This is a genomic window from Phytoactinopolyspora alkaliphila (assembly GCF_010550695.1).
Classification (GTDB): Bacteria; Actinomycetota; Actinomycetes; order Jiangellales; family Jiangellaceae; genus Phytoactinopolyspora; species Phytoactinopolyspora alkaliphila.
Genome location: NZ_JAAGOB010000007.1, coordinates 22,280 through 38,467, shown reverse-complemented (window position 1 = coordinate 38,467; position 16,188 = coordinate 22,280). Strand labels below are relative to the sequence as shown.

The 16,188-nt window shown below is 68.7% G+C and carries 18 protein-coding genes; 9 read left to right on the top strand and 9 right to left on the bottom strand.

Features of this window, described 5'->3' with window-relative positions:
• Window positions 1-85: 85 nt before the first annotated feature.
• A complete protein-coding gene (locus G1H11_RS13905) occupies window positions 86-511 on the bottom strand; it encodes a pyridoxamine 5'-phosphate oxidase family protein (RefSeq protein WP_163819193.1) in 426 nt (141 codons plus the stop codon).
• A gap of 269 nt (window positions 512-780) precedes the next feature.
• Here G1H11_RS13905 and clpX point away from each other — a divergent pair, with 269 nt between their 5' ends.
• Entirely contained in the window at window positions 781-2,079 is a 1,299-nt protein-coding gene (gene clpX / locus G1H11_RS13900; RefSeq protein WP_163819192.1) for an ATP-dependent Clp protease ATP-binding subunit ClpX, read from the top strand.
• An 8-nt stretch (window positions 2,080-2,087) separates the two neighbouring features.
• Here the strand turns inward: clpX and G1H11_RS13895 are convergent, their stop codons facing one another.
• Window positions 2,088-2,600: a GNAT family N-acetyltransferase gene (locus G1H11_RS13895; protein ID WP_163819191.1), complete on the bottom strand. Its 513-nt coding sequence runs from the start codon at window positions 2,598-2,600 to the stop codon at window positions 2,088-2,090.
• Between the two features lie 173 nt (window positions 2,601-2,773).
• Between G1H11_RS13895 and G1H11_RS13890 the strand changes: the two genes are divergently transcribed.
• The 3 genes from G1H11_RS13890 to G1H11_RS13880 all read left to right on the top strand — a co-directional run bounded on the left by G1H11_RS13890 (window position 2,774) and on the right by G1H11_RS13880 (window position 4,647).
• Window positions 2,774-3,436 carry a DUF6624 domain-containing protein gene (locus G1H11_RS13890; RefSeq protein ID WP_163819190.1) on the top strand — a complete coding sequence of 221 codons (663 nt, stop codon included), beginning with the start codon at window positions 2,774-2,776 and terminating at the stop codon, window positions 3,434-3,436.
• Window positions 3,402-4,178, top strand: coding sequence for a class I SAM-dependent methyltransferase (locus G1H11_RS13885; protein WP_163819189.1), 777 nt, complete (start codon window positions 3,402-3,404; stop codon window positions 4,176-4,178). The genes G1H11_RS13890 and G1H11_RS13885 overlap by 35 nt, the downstream gene beginning before the upstream one ends.
• An 82-nt stretch (window positions 4,179-4,260) precedes the next feature.
• Window positions 4,261-4,647 carry a VOC family protein gene (locus tag G1H11_RS13880; RefSeq protein WP_163819188.1) on the top strand — a complete coding sequence of 129 codons (387 nt, stop codon included), beginning with the start codon at window positions 4,261-4,263 and terminating at the stop codon, window positions 4,645-4,647.
• Between the two features lie 40 nt (window positions 4,648-4,687).
• On the opposite strand, the gene G1H11_RS13875 is transcribed toward G1H11_RS13880, so the two are convergent.
• Window positions 4,688-5,629, bottom strand: a complete 942-nt coding sequence (locus G1H11_RS13875; protein ID WP_163819187.1) for a LysR family transcriptional regulator — start codon at window positions 5,627-5,629, stop codon at window positions 4,688-4,690.
• Between the two features lie 109 nt (window positions 5,630-5,738).
• On the opposite strand from G1H11_RS13875, the gene G1H11_RS13870 reads away from it, so the two are divergent.
• The 3 genes from G1H11_RS13870 (at window position 5,739) to G1H11_RS13860 (ending at window position 7,511) form a co-directional block, all read left to right on the top strand.
• Complete coding sequence (locus G1H11_RS13870; protein ID WP_163819186.1) at window positions 5,739-6,272, top strand: cysteine dioxygenase family protein; 534 nt, start codon at window positions 5,739-5,741, stop codon at window positions 6,270-6,272.
• A gap of 115 nt (window positions 6,273-6,387) precedes the next feature.
• Complete coding sequence (locus tag G1H11_RS13865; protein ID WP_163819185.1) at window positions 6,388-6,885, top strand: pyridoxamine 5'-phosphate oxidase family protein; 498 nt, start codon at window positions 6,388-6,390, stop codon at window positions 6,883-6,885.
• A 59-nt stretch (window positions 6,886-6,944) separates the two neighbouring features.
• Window positions 6,945-7,511, top strand: coding sequence for a dihydrofolate reductase family protein (locus G1H11_RS13860; protein ID WP_163819434.1), 567 nt, complete (start codon window positions 6,945-6,947; stop codon window positions 7,509-7,511).
• Window positions 7,512-7,533: 22 nt separating this feature from the next.
• Here the strand turns inward: G1H11_RS13860 and G1H11_RS13855 are convergent, their stop codons facing one another.
• A complete protein-coding gene (locus G1H11_RS13855; RefSeq protein WP_216843751.1) occupies window positions 7,534-7,929 on the bottom strand; it encodes an SDR family oxidoreductase in 396 nt (131 codons plus the stop codon).
• A gap of 295 nt (window positions 7,930-8,224) precedes the next feature.
• Between G1H11_RS13855 and G1H11_RS13850 the strand changes: the two genes are divergently transcribed.
• The gene (locus tag G1H11_RS13850; protein ID WP_163819184.1) at window positions 8,225-10,993 is read left to right on the top strand and encodes a family 78 glycoside hydrolase catalytic domain; all 2,769 of its coding nucleotides are present in this window, start codon (window positions 8,225-8,227) and stop codon (window positions 10,991-10,993) included.
• A 123-nt stretch (window positions 10,994-11,116) separates the two neighbouring features.
• On the opposite strand, the gene G1H11_RS13845 is transcribed toward G1H11_RS13850, so the two are convergent.
• The 3 genes from G1H11_RS13845 to G1H11_RS13835 form a co-directional block, all read right to left on the bottom strand.
• Window positions 11,117-11,362 (bottom strand): GntR family transcriptional regulator, encoded by a 246-nt coding sequence (locus tag G1H11_RS13845; RefSeq protein WP_163819183.1) that lies wholly within the window; start codon window positions 11,360-11,362, stop codon window positions 11,117-11,119.
• A gap of 9 nt (window positions 11,363-11,371) precedes the next feature.
• Window positions 11,372-11,827: a hypothetical protein gene (locus tag G1H11_RS13840; protein WP_163819182.1), complete on the bottom strand. Its 456-nt coding sequence runs from the start codon at window positions 11,825-11,827 to the stop codon at window positions 11,372-11,374.
• Window positions 11,828-11,924: 97 nt separating this feature from the next.
• On the bottom strand, window positions 11,925-12,866 hold the full coding sequence (locus tag G1H11_RS13835) for an aldo/keto reductase (RefSeq protein ID WP_163819181.1): 942 nt from the start codon (window positions 12,864-12,866) through the stop codon (window positions 11,925-11,927).
• 105 nt (window positions 12,867-12,971) lie between these two features.
• Between G1H11_RS13835 and G1H11_RS13830 the strand changes: the two genes are divergently transcribed.
• Window positions 12,972-13,631 carry a hypothetical protein gene (locus G1H11_RS13830; RefSeq protein WP_163819180.1) on the top strand — a complete coding sequence of 220 codons (660 nt, stop codon included), beginning with the start codon at window positions 12,972-12,974 and terminating at the stop codon, window positions 13,629-13,631.
• Between the two features lie 33 nt (window positions 13,632-13,664).
• Here G1H11_RS13830 and G1H11_RS13825 read toward each other — a convergent pair whose 3' ends face one another.
• Window positions 13,665-15,011, bottom strand: a complete 1,347-nt coding sequence (locus G1H11_RS13825) for a threonine synthase (protein WP_163819179.1) — start codon at window positions 15,009-15,011, stop codon at window positions 13,665-13,667.
• Window positions 14,999-16,144, bottom strand: a complete 1,146-nt coding sequence (gene solA / locus G1H11_RS13820; protein ID WP_163819178.1) for an N-methyl-L-tryptophan oxidase — start codon at window positions 16,142-16,144, stop codon at window positions 14,999-15,001. The genes G1H11_RS13825 and solA overlap by 13 nt, the downstream gene beginning before the upstream one ends.
• Window positions 16,145-16,188 lie beyond the last annotated feature (44 nt).

Here is a 16,188-nt window from a genome sequence, read left to right as displayed (position 1 = left end):
CCCAGCGCACGTATCCGGCGCGCGGCCGGCCCCAATGTCCGGCACGTACCCCGGCTGCGGCCCGCCCCGGCGCTCGGCGCGCTGGTCAGAAGCCGCCCAAGTCGGAAGACAGCCAATGCTCGGGACGCATATGGATGACCACCTGCTCGCCGTGTTCGGCGAGCGACATCTTGACATAGGCGGCGGCGCTGTCCTCAGGAAGATAGCGCTGGGCGATCTCCCAGATCTTCTCTTCCGTCATCGGCTGGGTTCGAGTGACCGGCCCCTCTGCCGTGACATAGCGCACAGTGGGCGCCAGCCGGTCTACCATCAGGGTGAACCGGCCGGCGGCTTCGATGCGGCGTGCCTTCTTGGACCCGGCCTGAGTCAGCACCCACGCTTCTCCGCCGGGCTTGTACTGGTACCAGATGGGCACAGTCAACGGTGCCCGATCCGGCCGGTCCACGACGGACAGCGCGGCAACGTGCGGTTCGGCAAGGAAACGTTCGCGTTCTTCTGCTTCGAGCTTCATGCACACGAAGATAGGAGGGGCGCCTGACAATATCGGGTCGCACGCGCCGCACCGCACCTCTTGCACCGCACCGCGCCGCACCGCCCCGCCGCTCCGCCGCTCCGCCGTGCCAACGTCGTCAATCCGTTGCTGTGGGTTCGGATCCGGGATACCGTGAACGCACAGGATGGCGAGATCATCTCAGTGGTACCCGTTCACCGCAGGAGGCTCCCCGGCCCTTAACATCTCCGGGTGTCGCCGGCACCGACTTGTTGAGGGGACGTATTCGAGTGGCGCGCATCGGCGAGAGCAGCGACCTGCTCAAGTGCTCGTTCTGCGGCAAGACGCAGAAGCAGGTCAAGAAGCTCATCGCGGGGCCCAGCCGCATATGCATCTGTGACGAGTGCATCGTCATCTGCAACGAGATCCTCGAGGAGGAGCTCACCGAGGACGGCGCGGACGCCAACCGCGAGCTGCTGAAGCCGCGCCAGATCTACGAGTTTCTCGAGCAGTACGTGATCGGCCAGGACATGGCCAAGAAGTCACTCTCGGTTGCCGTCTACAACCACTACAAGCGAGTCCTGCCGTCCAGCCCGTCGGCGGGCCGCGAGGCGCCTCAGGACAATTCCGTCGAGATCGACAAGTCCAACGTCCTGCTGGTCGGCCCCACCGGCTGCGGCAAGACGCATCTGGCGCAGACGATGGCTCGGTTGCTGGACGTGCCGTTCGCCATCGCCGACGCCACTGCGCTCACCGAGGCCGGCTACGTCGGCGAAGACGTCGAGAACATCCTGCTGAAACTGATCCAGGCTGCGGACTACGACGTCAAGAAGGCCGAGACAGGCATCATCTACATCGACGAGATCGACAAGATCGCCCGCAAGAGCGAGAACCCGTCCATCTCCCGGGACGTCTCGGGCGAGGGCGTCCAGCAGGCGCTGCTGAAGATCCTCGAGGGCGCTACGGTGAACGTCCCGCCCCAGGGTGGCCGCAAGCACCCACAGCAGGAGTTCATCCAGATCGACACCACCAAGGTGCTGTTCATCGTCGGTGGCGCCTTCGCCGGCCTGGACGACATCATCCAGCAGCGCGTCGGCAGGCGTGGCCTCGGTTTCGCCGCCGAGATCGGCACCAAGGCGGAGCGCGAGTCCGCGGACGTGTTCGCCCAGGTGATGCCGGAAGACCTGCTCAAGTACGGGCTGATTCCGGAGTTCGTCGGCCGGCTGCCGATCCTCACCACGGTGAGCCCGCTGGACCGCGACACGCTCATCCGCATCCTCACCGAGCCACGCAACGCGCTGATCAAGCAGTACCAGGTGCTGTTCGAGCTCGACGGCGTGGAGCTGGAGTTCGACGACGACGCGGTGGCCGCCATCGCCGATCAGGCGCTCCTGCGCCGCACCGGTGCCCGGGCCACCCGCGCCATCCTCGAAGAAGTCCTGCTCAACGTCATGTACGAGATCCCCAGCCGCAAGGACGTCGGCCGCGTGGTCATCACCCGCGACACCGTCCTGGAGAACGTCAACCCCACGCTCGTGCCACGCGATCACCTGGCACACAAGCCGCACCGCCGGGAGAAATCCGCCTGAGCTCCGGCTCAGACGGCGTCGTCGGCAGGCCGGCCCACGCGCTTCGTGTACCGGCGGCACGGCACGAGGATCTCGCCGTCGCCGCCCGGCGCGTAGTACTCGAACGGTCCATCGTCGGCCCATCCCTGGCGTTCGTAGAACCTGCGGGCACGAGCGTTTCCCGCGACCACCGCGAGCCACGCCTGCTGCCGGCCATGATCGGCGACGACGCACTCCGCCGCGGCGAGCAGGACGCCCGCCACGCCCGTACCTCGATGCCGTGCCGCCACGTAGACCTGTTCCACCTCGTCGTCACTCACCATGACGAACCCGGCCACGGCGGCGTCCACGATCGCCACCACCGTGTCATCGACGCGCTCGGCCGCGCGGGTGGCGAACGACTCCGCGGTGCGGGCTGCCACCAGGTCGTCAGGGACGTGCCCGAGGTGCCCGTCCGGCCAGCCGTCGTGCCAGATGGCGGCCACCGCCGGGGCGTCGTCGGGCCTGGCCGCGCGCAGCGTGACTGCAGGAGAACCAGTCATGATCCGAGGGTAGGGCATCTGGCCGGTGTCCATCCGGCCGCGGACGACGATCTCCCGCCCCGGCGGCCCCCCGCCATTAACCGGGTGCCGCGGCGCGGGCCGGCCCGCTAGCCTGAAGCCTCGGTGATCCTGGTGATCACCGGAACCCTGTACCCGGGAGGGGTGAGACCGCTGTGCGGGCCAGTCATGCCAGAACACGTCGCGCGGTCCACCTTCTGCGCGCATCGGCGCTGCTGGGATGCGTGCTCCTCGCCGGCCCAGGCTGCTCCGAGAGCGACGACGAGCCGTCCGGCGCATCGTCGTCGCACGCCTTCAACCAGGCGCTGCATGACGAGCTGATGCGGATGCTCGACGACGACCAGGCCGAGCGCACGGGTGAGGCGCCGATGGACGGCGACCAAACGCGCACCGACCGGCTGGCCGAGATCATCGACGAGTACGGCTGGCCGACCTTCGACCTGGTGGGTGAGGATGGAGCCGAGGCCGCCTGGGCCATCGCCCAGCACTCCGACCTCGACCCCGGCTTCCAGGAGCGGGCGCTCGAACTGCTCCGCGCGGCGGCCGCCGAGGGCCAGGCATCCGCGGGAAACCTCGCCTATCTCGAGGACCGGGTAGCCGTCGGCAAAGGACTGCCACAGCTATATGGCACTCAGATCGGCTGCGGGCCCGACGGCGCCGAACCCGCCACCCCGATCGTCGACCCCGAGAACGTCGAGCAGCGACGCGCCGACGCAGGCCTGGAGCCGCTCGACGACTACCTGAGCGAGCTGAACCAGATGTGTCCGAGATCGAGGAGTGACGTTGGAGAGCGAGACGACGCCGGCCCCGCCAGGTGAGCGTGCGTACGAGCACTTGGTCCGCGAGGCGGTCGCCGCGCCCTTCGAGGGCTGGGATTTCTCCTGGCTGACCGGGCGGACGGCCGGCGAAGAACTGACGTGGGACTACTCGGGATTGGCGCGCGCCGCGATCGCTGGTGCCACCCGCGTCCTGGACATCGACACGGGCGACGGGGCTCTTCTGGCGGACCTGGGTGACCTGCCCGACGCGATCGCCACTGAACCGCACCCACCCAACGTGCCGATCGCGAAGGCGCGGCTGGCTCCCTTGGGTGTGGAGGTCCGGCCCGGCACGGGCGCGGCGCTGCCCGTAGCCGACGGCGACGTCGACCTGGCCCTCAACCGGCACGGCATGCTCCACGCGGAAGAGATCGCGCGGGTGCTGCGGGCGGGCGGGACGTTGCTCACCCAGCAGGTCGGCAGCCGCAACGACACCGCGTTCAACGACGCCCTCGGTGTGCCGCGGCCGGCCGGCCACGACGAGCACACTCTGACTACGGCTGTCAGTGCGCTGGAGGCCGCGGGGCTGGTCGTCGAGATGGCACGCGAGGAGTTCCCGGCCACCCGCTACCTCGACATCGGTGCGGTGGTCTACCAGCTCACAGCGGTGCCGTGGCAAGTTCCCGGGTTCGACGTCGAGCGGTTCGACGAGCGCCTGCGCGAGATCGACGCCACCATCCGCGCATCCGGCGGCTTCACGGTCACCAGCCACCGGTTCCTCATCCGCGCGCGGCGACGGTGAGCCGAGCGGCACGCCGCGCTGTCATCTCGGGCGTCGGCAGCACGCGATAGCCACCGGCCACCCCAGCGAGGGATGATCGGGCATGGAGATCCTCAGCAGCCGCATCTTGCTTCGGCCGTCGGATCCGCAGCGCAGCCAGCGCTTCTACCGGGATGTGCTCGGCCTGGCCGTCTATCGGGAATTCGGCCCACCTGAGCATCCCGGTGTCGCCTTCTTCCTCGGGCAGGGCCTTCTGGAAGTATCGGGCTCCGGTGCCGAGGAACCTCCCGGCCCGGTGCGGATCTGGCTCCAGGTACGCGACGTGCGCGCCGAGCACCACCGCCTCGCCGCCGTCGGTGTCGCGATCACGCGCGAACCGCGCCAGGAGCCGTGGGGCCTGATCGAGATGTGGATCGAGGACCCGGACGGTATCGCGATCGTCCTGGTGGAGATCCCCGGCGATCATCCGCTGCGGCGCGACACCCGCTGACCTTTTCGGAGGCCGGTATGAGGCGCAGCCGGGTGTGCGGTCACGCCGGTGGATCTTCTGTCGCTTCGCTGATGTCCACCGGATGCGGGGCCGTTGTGGGTGGGGTCGGCTCGTCGGTTCGGGTCTGCCGGACGGCGTGGTCCAGCGCGGCGATGAAGGCCGTGGTCGCGGGGGGATTCGGTGGGTCACCGTAGGTGGCCAGGTAGACGCGTCTCCGGAAGCCACGCAGTTGGGTTGCCCGGATCCCGGGCAGCCAGTGGGTGCGCAGGGCCAGCGCGGGCATGGTGGTCACGCCCATGCCGGCGGCGACGAGTGCCTGGTCGACGATCACGTCGTCGCTGGTGTAGGCGATGTTCGGGGTGAAGCCGACTTGCTGGCATGCCTCGACGAACTCCTGTCGGCAGTTCACGCAACCGGCGATCCAGTCCGACTCGCGGTGGTCGGCCAGCGTCTGGCCGGGTTCGAGGCTGAGCAGGCACATCGGGTCGTCGAACAGATGGGTGGCGCGGATGTCGTCCGGTGTCGCGTCGTCGTAGCGGAAGATGACGGCGGCGTCGACCTCTCCGGACCGCAGGAGGTCAAGTGCCACCCGCGGATGGGCGTCGCTCAGGTGCAGCTCGATACCGGGGTGCTCGCGGCGCAGGGTGGCCGCGGCGTGAGGCACCAGCGTGGCCAGCGCCGATTGGAAGCCGGCGACCCGGACCCGGCCGGTGCGCAGGCCCACCATCGCGGACAGTTCCGCGGCAGCGGTGTCGACCCGGCCGACGATCTCAGCGGCGCGACGGGCCAGGTGTTCGCCCTCCGGCGTGAGCCGGATGCCCCGGCCGACCCGCTGCACGAGCCGTGCGCCGGTCTCGGCCTCCAGCCGAGCCAGATGGTGGCTGACCGCTGGCTGTGAGTAATTCAGCTGCTTGGCGGCCTTGGTGACCGAGCCGTGCGCGGCGATCGCCGCGAGCACGCGTAACCGCAGGATATCCAGCATCCATCAATGATAGTCATGGGTAGGCGTGAAGATTGTCATTAGACGAATGAGAGCTTTTGGCGAGACGCTGAGCGGGACAGATTCGCTCGTGAAAAGTGGAGGACACGCCATGACAATCACATCGGCCACTCACTACCCGGCCGCCTCGGCGGACACGCCCGCGCTCACCGATCTCGTCGTGGCGGTGCGCCAAGTGACCGGCATGCGAGACGATTGGGCTCGCACCGCGGACCTCGTCGCCGGCCAGCTCCGCACACACCTACCCGGCCCCGGCCTTCTGACACCCGAGCAGCGTCGCGGTCACCCCGACCGACCTGCCGGCCACCTCCTGCACGCCGAGCCTGACGGCACGTTCTCCATCCTCGGTCTGGTCTGGCGGCCCGGCCAGAGCACCCGCATCCACGACCACATCACGTGGTGCGTCGTGGGCGTGCTAGCGGGCACCGAGCACGAAGAACTGTTCGATGAATCGCTCAACCCCGTGGGTGTACGCGACAACCACTCGGGCGAGGTCAGCGGCTTCGCGCCGCCGGGCGACATCCACCTCATTCGGAACGACGGCACCGAAACCGCCATCAGTTTGCACATCTACGGCACCGACATCACCCGGATCGGGTCGAGCGCCCGCCGCTACTACAACTGATCCAAGCACGGCGGTGTTGTACGTCACAGTCGGGCCGTGTCGAAGTGCCGGGCACGGCTCCGTCCCCGTGGTGCCCACCGCCGGCACATCGCCGATCCTTAGGAGCAAACCGATCATGAATCAGCACGCTATCGACGAGATCCTCAGCCAGCCGCTCAGCCAAGAGCTCCTGGCCCGCGACCTGACCCGCCTGGCCTTCGTCGCGCTCGACGGCACCCCCCGGTCGATCCCGATCGGGTTCACGTGGAACGGCTCGCAGATCGTCATGTGCACCGCGAAGAACGCGCGGAAGCTGCCGGCCCTGCGGCGCAACCCCGCCGTCGCCCTGACCATCGACACCGAGACGCACCCGCCGAAGGTCCTGCTCATCCGTGGCCAGACCGAGCTGGATGCCGTCGACGGCATCCCCGAGGAGTACTTCCAGTGGAACGGCACCTACGAGATGACGCCCGAGCAACGGGCCGAGTGGGAGGCCGGCGTGCGGTCGCTCTACGACGGCATGGTCCGGGTCGTGGTGACCCCGACCTGGGCCAAGCTTATCGACTTCGAGAACACCCTGCCCACCGCCATTGAGGAGCTCATGCGGCAACAGAAGGGACGCCAGCAAGCCTGAACACGCACAACCGAACCTGAGAGGAGATCACCATGGACGACACCGGCCGACGGGGCGCCATGCGAAAGCTCATAGTCCAGCAGTGGGTTACCGTCGACAACATCGCCGCGGAAGAGGACGGCGGGCTCAGTTTCGTGTCAGGGGAGCCCTTCTCCGAGACCACCGATCCAGCCTTCAAGGCAAGCATGATGGGATTCATCGACTCGGTCGACACAATGATTCTCGGCGCGAATACGTACACCCAGACCAAGGACTACTGGCCATACGCCGTCGAGCAGGGCGAGTACGGCGAGAAGCTCAACAATCTGACCAGGTTCGTCGCTTCGTCGCAGCTGGAGGACGCGCCCTGGGGCGACTTTCCCGCCGGCACCGTAACGCGCGACCCAGCCGCCACCATCCGGGAACTCAAGGAGCAGAGCGGCCAGGACATCTGGCTGTGGGGCAGCTTGAAGCTCATGCGCTCCCTGCTGGACACGGGCGTCGTCGACGAAGTCCGGATGCTGGTCTGCCCAGCGGCACGCGGCACGGGAACGCGCATCTTCGAGGGCTCGCACGACCTGCAGCCGGTCGAGGCCACCTTATTCGACAACGGCGTGGTCCTTCTGCGCTACGAGATCCAGAAGTAGGCGAAAGTCCGCACGTTCGGGCTCAGGAGACCAGCGACGTCCACCCGCCGTCCACAGCGATGTCCGCCCCGGTCACATAGCTGTACTCCGTGGACAGCAGGAAGCTGACCACATTGGCGACCTCTTCAGGCCCGCCGACGCGCCGAAGGGGTGGGGTGTCGGCGATGTCCGGGCACGTGACCGACGTCTTCGAGTAGTGACGCATCTCTATCGCGCCGGAGCGCACCACGTTCACCTCCACCGGCACCGCCTGCCCACCCCAGGTGGCGACGATCGCTGCGATGTTCTCCAAGCTTGCCCTGCTGGTTCCCGCGATCGCACACATGTATCCCATCGCGGTTAGCTTCTCCGCGGTGGCCCGCGCCAGCCCCGTTCCTGCACCGGTGATGATGGCTGTTTGGGGTCCCGCCAGATTCACGACGTGTCCTCTCGATGACCCGAGCCGCGAGCGCAAGAGCACGCTCATCGACAGCGGGAAGCGAACCACGTGGACCGCCGACGGATCGGCAGGACCCGAACCGGACCGTTTGACCACCACGGAACGGACAGCTAGTTTATTCTGTAAAATCGCCCTTTCATCTATACATCCTCTGCCGACCGGTGAGCCCTCTGCGGACCGTGCACGCGAACGCAGGCCGCCGATGACCGCGTTACGGCCCGTGACCAGCCCGGAGACTCCGCCCGTTCCGGCGGATCGGTGAAGGAGAGATCTTGTGACGGCCCCACACTCCTTGCGTGTCGAGCATCTTCCCGATCCCCTGGGGATCACCGTCCGGCAGCCGCGGCTGTCCTGGCAGCTACCGGCGGGCAGCCGCCGGCAGGTGGCGTACCGGATCCGCGCCGACGGCTGGGACTCCGGCCGGGTGGAATCGGACCAGTCCGTGCTCGTCCGGTATGGCGGCCCGCCCGCACGCTCGGGCCGGCGAGTGGAGTGGCAGGTCCAGGTGTGGACCGACGCCGGGCGCAGCGACTGGTCGGCGCCGGGGTGGTGGGAGGCCGGACTGCTCGAAGCCGGTGACTGGACGGCACGCTTCATCGAGCCCGACGAGGCCGAGGACGTCCGCGACCGCACGCCGCGGCCCGCCTACCTGTTCCGGCATTCGTTCACCCTGGCCGGCGAGGTGAAGAAGGCCCGCCTGTACGCGACGGCGCACGGCGTGTACGAGTGCCACATCAACGGGCGCCGGGTGGGCGACATGGAGCTCACCCCGGGCTTCACCAGCTACGGTTCCATCCTGCAGGTGCAGGCCTTCGACGTGACCGGTCTCCTTGAGCCCGGGGAGAACGTCGTCGGCGCGATCGTCTCCGACGGCTGGTTCCGCGGGCAGGTCAGCGGCTTCCGGCTGACCAACCTGTACGGGGACAGCGTCGCTCTGCTCGCGCAGCTCGACGTCACCCAGGACAACGGCTCGGTCACCAGCATCGGGACCGGACCGGACTGGGAGGTCGGCACCGGGGCCATCACCGAGGCCGACCTCTATCAGGGCCAGCGGATCGATCTGCGGCACGCCCGCCCCGGCTGGAGTGCTCCTAGCGGGGCTTTCACTGGCGCGATTGGCCCCGGCGCGACTGACACCGACGCAGCTGGCGCCGGCGGGACTGACACCGACGGGACTGCCACCGGCGGTGGTGACCACGGCTGGGCAGGCGTGCGGGTCCGCGACCACGATCTGTCCCGCCTGACGTCCTCGCCGGCCCCGCCCGTGCGACGAGTGGAGGAACTACGCCCGATAGCCGTGACCCAGCCGCGCCCGGACCGGCAGGTGATCGACCTGGGCCGCAACATCAACGGCTGGATCAGGCTGGAGAGCCTCGGCCCGGCCGGTACCGAGCTGACCCTCACGCACGGCGAGGCGCTCGATCCGGACGGCGACGTCACCCAGGCCAATCTGGTCCCCGACCCCGAAGCCAACCAGGACCTGCAGGATCCGGAGTTCGCCAACCTGGCCCTGCCGCTACAGGTCGACAGCGTCGTCTCGTCCGGGCGGCCGGGTGAGTTCTTCGAGCCCCGCCACACCACTCACGGCTTCCGCTACGTGCGGGTGGAGGGCCACCCCGGGACCATCGAGCCGGATCAGGCCACGGGTGTGGTGGTGCACACCGCGCTCCGGCCCACCGGCTCGTTCACATGCAGCGACGAGCGGATCAACGCCCTGCACGACGCCGCGATGTGGAGCTTCCGCGGCAACGCCTGTGACATCCCCACCGACTGCCCCACCCGGGAACGGGCCGGGTGGACCGGCGACTGGCAGATCTTCGCGCCCACGGCGGCGTTCCTCTACGACGTCGCCGGGTTCTCCACCAAGTGGCTGCGCGACCTGGCCGCGGAGCAGCAATCCGACGGCCTGGTGCTGCACTGCGTCCCGGAGACGATGTCGATGCGGGCGCTGAAGAAGATCGGCGCCCCGCCCGGCTCCTCCGGCTGGGGCGACGCCGCGGTGATCGTGCCGTGGGAGACGTATCGCGCCTACGCGGACGTCGACGTTCTGGCCGAGCAATGGCCGTCGATGACGGCGTGGGTCGAGTACGCGGCACGCGCCGCCCGGGAACACCGTCATCCGGATCGGGTGGCCGCTCGCCCGGAACCGGCCGTGCATGAGGAGTTCCTCTGGGACAGCGGGTACCACTGGGGCGAGTGGCTGGAGCCCGACGTCTGGGAGCCGAACATCATCAGCACGCTCGCCGTCGCGGACCACGGCGCCGTCGCCACGGCGTATCTGCATTACTCCGCCAGCCTGCTGGCCCGCATCGCAGGCATCTTGGGCCGGGACGACGACGCCGTCCGCTACCGCAACCTCGCGGCCGCCACCCGGGCGGCCTGGCAGACGGAGTTCATCCGCGGCGACGGCACGCTGGCTCCGGACACCCAGGCCACCTACGTGCGAGCGCTGGCGTTCGGCCTGGTTCCGGACGAGTCGCGCCCGCAGATGGCGCAGCGGCTGGTCGAACTCATCCGCAAGGCCGGGACCCACCTCGGCACCGGCTTTCTCGCCACTCCGTACCTGCTGCCGGTGCTCGCCGATGCCGGGCACCTCGACATCGCCTACGAGGTTCTTTTCCAGGACACTCCCCCGTCCTGGCTCACCATGGTGGATCGTGGCGCGACGACGATATGGGAAGACTGGAATGGAGTAAGCGAGAACGGCATACCGTACCTGTCGCTGAATCACTACAGCAAAGGCGCCGTCGTTTCTTTCCTGCACAGATATACCGGAGGAATTCAGCTGCTCGACGACCATCCGGGATATCGGCATTTCCGCATCGCGCCGCGGCCGGGCGGCGGAATCACGTCCGCATGCGTCACCCATCAATCCCCGTACGGAAGCATCAAGGTCTCCTGGCGGCTCGACGGGGAGCGGTTCCAGATGGAGGTGAGCGTCCCGCCCGGCGCCACCGCCGACGTCCGCCTGCCCACCGGCAGCGACCTGCAGGCCGCTCCCGGCACCTCGTACTACGAGTGCCGGCATGAGGCGGGCGCCTGATCGCCTCCACCGGCCGGGACGGGACCGCGGCGCGCTGCCCAGCGCTTTCACCAGGGCAGTGCGCCGCGAACCGCCGCGGATGGCCGCGGTCAGCGGCGACGGCTGACGGGTGGGGCCTGCGACCTACTCCGTCTTCCGGTGTCTGGCCGGGTCTTTGACGAACGTCCCCAGCCCGGTGAGCCGCACGATCAGCCCCTCCTCGGCGAGGAGTCCCATAGCCTTGCTCACCGTCGACGCGGAGACCTTGTACGTCTCGCGCAGATATCTCTCCGCCGGGAGAGTTCTGGTGATCTCACCGGATTCGATCTGCTGACGCAGACTGTTGGCGAGTTGTTTCCAGACGAGTTCATCCGAATGGCGATCAATCACATTCGGAGACTAGCGGATGTCCCGTCGTGGGTCGAATACGCCGTATGTCGTATCGACGTCGTTGTGCTTGTAGTAATACACCTGTGCGCCGAGATGAATGAGCACGTCCAGCTTCAGGCTGGTGATCCTCTTGCCGAACATGCTGGTTCCGGATGTCACCGAGTACGTGGTGATCTGGAATTCGCGCGGGATGTCGGTAGCCGGGCTCGTGTTCTCCACCCGGTGCACGATCTGCCCGTTCTCCACCACCCAGTTGCCGTACAGCAGCTCGTTGAACCTGATCTGCAGCCGCCCGCCGGCATCGACCAGCCAGGTGAAGCGTTCGACGGTGAATGTTCCCCCGACGATGCGCGCCCAGTACGTGAACCCGGAGCCGTCGTCGCGAAAGGCCATGTCGTTGGCCTCGGCGGCACCAGAACGCCGGCCGTCGTCGGACCAGTAGCCCAGTAGATCGGTGTCTATCAACGTCCCTCGCCCCTGGGACCGACGTCGGCGGTGCTCGGCGCTGATCCCCTACTCGTGCCGGTGAAACCGTGACCCGCGCTGGAGTGCCCGGCCAGCGTCAGGACGAGATCTCGTCCAGCTCGGCCAGGTCAGCCGGTGTGGGCTGCCAGTGCGCCGCGCGGACATTGGCCTCGATCTGCGCCGCGCTGGTGGCGCCGGCGATGACCGACCCGACGGCCGGCTGCGCGGCAAGGCCGCCGATCGCGACGTCAAGAATACCAAGATCCCGTTCGGCGGCGTAGCCCTCGAGCGCCTCGATCCGGTCGAAATCGGCCCGGTCGAGCACGGACGTCCGGCTGGCGAGCCGGCTGCCCTCTGGCGCCTGTTCGCCGCGGCGGTACTTCCCGGTGAGCAGGCCGTACTCCAGTGGGAAGAACGGCAGGATGCCCACGCCGGAGTGCTGGGCGGCGGGCACCAGCTCCGCCTCGGCCGACCGGTCGTAGAGGGAGTACTTGTTCTGTGCGCTGATGAACCGTTCGAACCCGCTGGAGCGGGCCACCCAGTCGGCGTCGACCACCTGCCAGGCGGAGAAGTTCGACGAGCCGACGTAGCGGATCTTGCCTTCAAGCACCAGCTCGTGCAGCGCCGCGAGTGTCTCCTCCACCGGTGTACGCGGATCCGGTTCGTGCATCTGATAGAGGTCGATCCAGTCGGTCCCCAGCCGGCGCAGGCTCGCTTCCACCGCGGTGCGGATGTAGCGGCGCGAGCCTCGAGTGCCCCAGTCCGGCCCGTTGGCGCCCTGCATGTCCATGCCGAACTTGGTGGCCACCACCACGTCGGCGCGCCGGCCGCCGAGAGCCTCACCCAGCAGGGTCTCGCTCTGGCCGGTGCCGTAGACATCGGCGGTGTCGAAGAGGGTGATGCCATGGTCGATCGCGGCTGCGACCACCTCACCCACTGCCGTGGCGTCGATCCGATTACCGAACGCGTTGCACCCGACACCCAAAACAGACACCGTCAGACCTGATTCGCCCAGCTGGCGATAGCGCATATCCGTCATGCCACGATTCCATCATGCCGGCGCAACACACAATGGCGTCGCCGGCAACGTGGCCCCTGTAAGCTGCGCCCGTCACATCACGGCCGCGAACGCTGAAGGACCACCATGGCTGCGGATCCCCACGACATCACCCTGCTCGCCAAGACCATCGACAACGACCTGCCGCGCGCGTGGCGGTCACGACCCGGTGGCCGGACCGGGCGAATCGAGCTTGCCCTGATCGAGGCCGTCCTGTCCGTCCGTGCCCGGGGCGGTCGCACACACCACGCCGCGGGTACGTCGGCCGCGCGGTGGAGCACCGAGCGGAACACCGCCCGGCCCGACGATCTGCGGCGACTGGCCATGGCCAGCCCGGTCCACCTCGCCGCGGTCCTGGACAGCCGGCAGATCCTCCCCGGCGGTCTGCCGGCCAGCTGGGCGATCACCCACGCGGCCCGGAACCTGGCCTACGCCGGGGTGCGCCGCGCCGCCGATCTCGCCCAGCCCTCCCCCGCTCACCGGCGTGCGTTCACCGCCGTGCCCGGCCTGGGCCCGGCGACGTGGGCACACTTCCTCATGCTCCTCGGCGTGAACGGCACCAGGCCCGACGCACGCACGGTCCGGTACGTACGTGAGGCCCTCGGCCGGGCGGTGACGTCCACTGAGGCCCGCCACCTGCTCGACCAGGCCGCCGCCGAGTTGGAGGTCTCGCCGCCTACCCTCCTCCGCGCCCTCTGGCACCACACCCGGCTGTTTTCCCCACGGAGATCTTCACGGCCAGTGTGACACCGCCCGGTCACCGGCCAGAATCCCCACCGATCACGCACGCTTCGCCGCGTCGGCCACCACCCGCTGGAGCTCGTCGAGATTCTCCTCGATGACCGGCAGATCCGGTGCACCACGCAGGGCCAGGTCCAAGTCTTTCAACCCCGACGACGTACCGAGCGCCACGACCGTGCCTGGACCGGCCACGCCACGGGCCACCGACACGGCGACCGCCGACGACGCCTCGATGAAGATCCCGTCCTCGGCCGCGCACCGGCGGTACTCGTCGAGGAAGGTGGCCTCGTCGACAGCGACCGCTTCTCCTCCGCTGTCCCGCAGCGCCTGCAACCCCTGCCAATTGGCGACATCGCTGCCGATGGAGAACGCCGCGCTACCCACGTAGGGAATCTGGGTGGTCTCCTGATCCCGCAAGCCCGGACGCGCCAGGGCCGTACTGAACGCCGGAGCGACACTCGGCTCGGCCGCGATCAGACGCGGACATGCTCGCAGCAGGCCTGCGGCCACGATCTCCTTGAAACCACGGCTGACCCCGCTGAGCAGGTCCGCCCGCGACGTCGGCACCACGACCGCGCCGAGCTCGTCGCCGAAATCGCGGGCGAGCTCGTAGGCGATGCTCTTCAGCCCCTCGATGGCGTACGGATGCCCGCCCGCGCCGGGTTCGACGAAGTTGGTCAGGGGGAACCAGCCGAGCTGCTCCACGGCCTGCCGCATGGTGTTGTTGCGGGCCACGCTGTCGTCGAAGCCCACCACCACCGCGCCGGCGGCGAGGATCTGCGCGTGAATCGCGGGCGGCAGCGAGCTCTTCGTGACGACGACGCAGCGCAGCCCAGCTCTCGCGGCGTAGGCCGCGGCAGACGCACCGGCGTTGCCGCTGGACGCCGCGATCACCGTCTCGAACCCCTGCGCTCGCGCCGTGGCCATGGCGGCGGCCATATACCGGTCCTTGTGCGTCAGGGTCGGGTTGGCGGCCTCGTTCTTCAGCCACACTCCTCGGCCGTCCGGGCGCGGAGGAAGCCAGACGTTGGGCGTGTTTCCTTCGCCCAAGGTGACCACGGCCGCGCCGCCGGGGATCGGCACCGTCTCCCGCCAGCCCCACGGGCCGCCCGGGAAGGCCGCGAGATCATGCGCGGTCAGGTCCGCCAGGGGCGGTTCGAGGTTCACTGCCACACCCTCGGCGCGGCAGTGCGGGCATCCGGACGTGCCGGTCCCGTCGCGGCCGCAGCGGGGGCATCGCAACACGAACGCGGCGTCAGCCGGCACGCCTCTTTCACGGGCAGGCTCCGCCACGTGCTCAGCTCCCACCCCCTGCTCGGCGGCCCCCGGCTCAGTTCCCGGCCGTCCCGCCCTGTGGTCCACCTCCGGTCCGGTCAGCTCGGCCATGTGCTCAGCTCCCGGTCCGGGGAGAACGGCTTGAGGTCGAACCTGGACGCGCCGTCGACGACGAGTTCCGCGCCAGCCTCGCCGAACGCCGTGGCGTACTTGAAGCCGAGGCCGGAGAAGCCGCCGAGGATCACCACGCGATCACTGCTGTCCGCGTGCCCGGCGATCGGCCGGTTGTCCGCGGTGTAACCATCCATGTAGGCGGAGACGCGAATCGGGTCGGGGTGCAGTCCGGGGAGGTCACGCTTGATGATCTCGTTCAGGGTGCGGACCTCGTCCATGCCCACCGTGCGGTCCAGCTGATCCGGGTCCGGCACCACCTGTTTGAACGGGCCGGTGGGGCCAGCTTTGACCGTGACGCCGTCCAGGCTGGGGAAGGCGTAGAAGCCGTCGTCCTCGGGACGCAGCGTGATGGGGAAGCGCTCAGGTGTGTACGCCGGCGGATCGTCCACCGCGTACCACACTTGGATCGGCCGCCTGACCTGGATCTTGCCTCGCAACTGCGGCGCCAGCCGGTCTACCCAGGGACCGCCCGCGAGGACCACCTGCTGGTAACGGTGCGCGCGCTCCGTGGTGGTGACCGTGACTCCGTCGGCGTCGGGTTCCACCTGAAGCACGGGCGTGTGAGCGTGCAGCACCGCGCCGAGCGCACCCGCGCGCCGGGCCGCGGCCAGGACCGCCAGTTCCGGCCGGAGGAACCCGGCGTGGGGATCGAGGATGCCGATGTCGCCGGGGCGGATCCGCTGCTGCGGGTAGCGGCGGGCGATGTCACGCTCGTCGAGAAGCTCGTGCTCCAGGCCGTAGGCCCGCACGGACTCCAGCACGTTGACGATGTGCGGCGCGGTCTCGGGGCCGAGCACCAGCTCTCCGTTGAGCCGCAGGACCCGCTGCCCGGTCTCGGCCTCCAGCTGCTGCCACAACGCCAGCGACTCCGCCGCGAAGGACACGTACACCGGCTCCCGCGGGCTCGTGCTGCGGAACATCCGCGACTCCCCGCCCATCGCGCTGCGGTCATGCGGCACGCCGTACTGCTCGAATCCGTGCACGGCTACGCCGCGGCTGGCCAACCGCCACAGCGCCATGCTGCCGATGGACCCAACACCGATCACGGCCACGTCTGCGTCATAGTTCACGTGTTCAAACCTCTCATCCCTGTCCCACCTTCATGTCTTCCGCA